The following is a 3726-nucleotide window of genomic DNA, read 5'->3' as shown; positions in this document are numbered from 1 at the left end:
GAGCGGCTCTTCGAGCCGCACGAGCACCGCCTCATCACGGAAAATTCGCCGCCAGCGGTGAGGACAACGAGTTCCAACGAGTTGCAATCCGCCGCGTGGGGTGGCGGCGAACTGCGCGACTCTGCGAGTCGCAGAAGCAACAACCCATTCACCGCCCAAGGCTGCCGGGTTCGTCCTTGGCGCCCCCGGCACCCGCCTATAGCGTCCTCGCTCTCAGTTCAAGCGGTCGAAGCCTGAGTTGCTTAGGGTAGAGACTGGCAACAAAAGACGCTGTGCGTCCCTCCGCGGCGAGAGGCTTCGGCCCGCGCGACCCTTTGGGTCGCAGGAGCACAGCATGTTTCTGTCGGGTTCGGGCTGCGCGCTCCGAGGGTGGGCCGAAGGCCCAGCGCGCAAGCCCGGCGGTTCGAAGAACCGCAAAAGCACAGCATTTTTCTGTCGGATTCGTCCTCGGCGCGCCCCCCACGCGCCGCTATAGCGTCGTCCTCGCCGAGGACGGCGATTCCCTTCGGAATCGCGCTATTCGCTCTCGGCCCAAATTTCAACCCAAAGCTCAACCCAGCGCGGCGCGAAAACCGTAATCGGTTTTCGCGCCTGAAGAACAGGCACGCCCCCAAGCACGCCCCAGTTCTCCGCTCCGTGTCCGCCTCACTGCGGCTCCGCTACCGCTCCGCCGGTGCCGCTCGGCACGCGAAAACTGGGCGTGTCTACTCCTAAACGTCGCCCGCGGCAATTCTTGCCGGATTGGCCGAGCGCCAACCGGCAGAATATGCCCTCTTAAACGGGTGGGCGACAGATTTTTCGCGCAAGAACAAGTTTGTTCGCGCGCCTGCGCGATTCATCCATATTCGGCTACCGCCGAAATAGCCGAATCGCTTCTTTAGGCGTCGGCGCGCGGCTTTGGCTACAGGAGGGTACTGCGCTCAGGCCGCGCGGGCCCCACGTCCCGTGGACAGGAAATGCTTGCGCATTTCAACTGGCAGCCTCTACCCCCGTTCTTCGTCCGCGCGCTGGCGGAAATCTTATTCAAACGCGAACAACGCGTTTGAATGATTTCCTTATCCAGCAATCGCGCGCGGTCGAGCTTTGACCTGGATGAAACTGCCCTGCGCGGGCGGCGGACGGCTAATAAGGCAAAGACAACCCTAACAAAACACCCAACGGGTGCATGGACGGGCGAAACTGCATTTCGCTATGGCAGCCTCAGCCTCAAGTCATAACCAACAGCCGAAGCAATGGCAAAGACTACTCGTCGCTCATGTGTGCCAGCTGCTCGCGATAAGCCGTCAGAAGCTTCGACTTTGATAGGAAGCCCAGATAGTGCCCCGTCTCATCCACCACAGGCAAATTCCAAACCCGCGTCTGTTCGAACTTCTCCATGACGCTGCGAATAGGCTCGTCCGGATGAATACGTTCCGGAGGCTGCGACATGTAGCGAGTCAGCGGGTCGGCATACTTGTCCGCATCGAACATGTCCGCCCGAATGTCATCCATCGTAATCACTCCCATCAGCTCGCCCCGCAGGCTGACCACCGGAAAAATATTTCGACGCGTATGTTCCACCGCCCGGATCACATGCCGCAACTTGCCGTTCAAAGGCACCGTCTCGAAATCGTATTCGATCAACGACCGCGTATGGAGAAACTGCATCGTATTCTCGTCCTTGTTGCGGGTCAGCAGCTCGCCGCGGGCCGCCAGCCGTTTCGTATAGATCGAATAAGGTTCGAAATAGTAGCTCACGGCGAACGACACGGCCGAAGCCAGCATCAACGGCAAAAAGAGAACGAAACCGCCCGTCAGTTCCGCCACGAGAAACATCGAGGTGATCGGCGCTTTCATCACCCCTCCCATTACCGTCGCCATCCCCACCAGCGTAAAACCCGCCACAGGCAGTTCCGTGCCGAAGAGGCGGTTGCAGACGATGGCGAAAAGATAGCCCTGCATCGCCCCGACGAACAGCGACGGAGCAAACGTCCCCCCTACCCCTCCCGAAGCGTTCGTCAGGGTCATCGCCGCCACTTTGAAGACCAGAATCCCGGCCACGTACAAGACGATCATCCAAAACGCGTCGCGCCACTCGTAAAAGAGCGATTGATCGAAAATCGAGGCCTGCTGACCGGTCATCAGCTGCGTGATGGTCTCATACCCCTCGCCATACAACGGGGGAAAGACGAAGATCAAGGCTCCCAGCACCAGTCCTCCGATCAGTACGCGGGAGCGCTGTTTCCCGATCGCTTTGATCCGGCCCTCGATCCGCATCGAGGCGCTGGCGAAGAAATAGGAGACGCAACCGCCGACGATACCCAACAAGGCGTAAAACGGGATCTCTTTCAGCGTAAAAGTCGGGGCGACGCCGGCGAAAAACGGCTGCATATCGACCAACAGATAGGTGGTAGTCGCTGCGGTCACCGAGGCCAGAATCAACGGAACGACGCTGGTGAAGGTGAGTTCGAGCATCAGGACTTCGATCACGAAGACGAAGCCGGCGATCGGGGCTTTGTAGACGGCCGCGATGGCGGCTCCGGCGCCGCATCCCAGCAAAAGGGTGATGTATTTGTAATTCAGCCTCAGGAGTTGCCCGACCGTTGAGCCGATGGCGGCTCCGGTCAGCACGATCGGGGCTTCGGCTCCGACCGAACCGCCGAAACCGATGGTAGCGGAGCTGGCCAGTAACGAGGTGTAGCAGTTATGGGGTTTGATCCTCGATTCGCGGCGCGAGATGGCATAAAAAATCCGGGTCACGCCGTGCGAGATGTCGTCTTTCACCCAATATTTGACGAAGAGGACCGTGACGGCGATCCCGATCATGGGATAGAGAAAATAGAGGATATTGGCGACTTCGATATCGGCCCAGGAGGTGAGTCCCTGTTTGATGAGGTGGATACAGCCGCGCAGGAGGTGTCCTGCGATGCCGGCGGCGATGCCGACGAGCACGGCGAGGATCAGGATGAGTTGTCGTTCGGAGAGCCGCTTGGAAAAGCGTGTAAACCAGCGGTAGAGTGTTTCGGTGGATTTCAAGGCGAAGACTTGTTATTCCGGTCTATACCATCGCCGTCCGGGGACTTCGATTACGGGGTGTGTTTCCTATGATTCGAGGGCCGAGGCGCGTAATTGGGGGCTAAGATAGCGATTTTTCGACTTCGGCGGTTTCGGAAGGATGGGTGCGGAGGCAGCTGCGAATCGCCCTCCGGCTGCGCCCCGGGCTACCGCGACGCGGGTAACGAGGGTTGTTTTGGAGCACTCGTCACTACGGGTACGGTCGGATCGGTGTGGTCTGCTTCGACGGACTCAGAGGGTGGGATCTACTTGGATTTCAATATGAATTATTTCTATTCCGGCCGGGCGCACAATCGCGCCTACGGTCTTCAGTTGCGGTGCCTCTCGGAATAAACAGAGACGTATTGCTTGGGGTAGAGGCGGTTTAGAGTAAAGGCGGCCTGTAAAACATCCTGTGGGCGTGCCCCGGGCTTCCGCGATCCGGGGAATAACAACCTATTCGGCAATCTGGGTGGTGTGGGCCTTCACGGATACAGTTGGTCGTCTTCTGCCACGAGCGGTACTTACGGATTTTTCTTATGGTTCGCCACGGAGATACTCGTCCCCTGCCACTCGCTTTACCGCGGCCACGGTTTTCAGCTGCGTTGCCTCTCGGAATAAACGGGGGCACAACGTCTTTTAATGGCAGCCTCGATCCTACTTTTGAGCTGAATCCTGCGGTTCGCAGAACCG

The 3726-nt window shown here is 58.9% G+C and carries 3 protein-coding genes; 2 read left to right on the top strand and 1 reads right to left on the bottom strand.

The features are described 5' to 3' along the window. Positions 1-1242 precede the first annotated feature (1242 nt). Complete coding sequence (locus tag QZ302_RS09330) at positions 1243-3015, bottom strand: chloride channel protein (RefSeq protein ID WP_294594740.1); 1773 nt, start codon at positions 3013-3015, stop codon at positions 1243-1245. A 249-nt stretch (positions 3016-3264) separates the two neighbouring features. Here QZ302_RS09330 and QZ302_RS09325 point away from each other — a divergent pair, with 249 nt between their 5' ends. Together QZ302_RS09325 and QZ302_RS09320 are read left to right on the top strand one after the other, a co-directional pair. After that, a complete protein-coding gene (locus tag QZ302_RS09325) occupies positions 3265-3387 on the top strand; it encodes a hypothetical protein (RefSeq protein ID WP_294594739.1) in 123 nt (40 codons plus the stop codon). A gap of 123 nt (positions 3388-3510) precedes the next feature. Next, positions 3511-3654, top strand: a complete 144-nt coding sequence (locus QZ302_RS09320) for a hypothetical protein (protein ID WP_294594737.1) — start codon at positions 3511-3513, stop codon at positions 3652-3654. Positions 3655-3726 lie beyond the last annotated feature (72 nt).

The sequence above is a fragment of the uncultured Rikenella sp. genome (assembly GCF_910579375.1).
GTDB lineage: Bacteria > Bacteroidota > Bacteroidia > Bacteroidales > Rikenellaceae > Rikenella.
The sequence above is the reverse complement of the archived record's forward strand: the minus strand, read 5'-3'. Positions and strand labels throughout refer to the sequence as shown.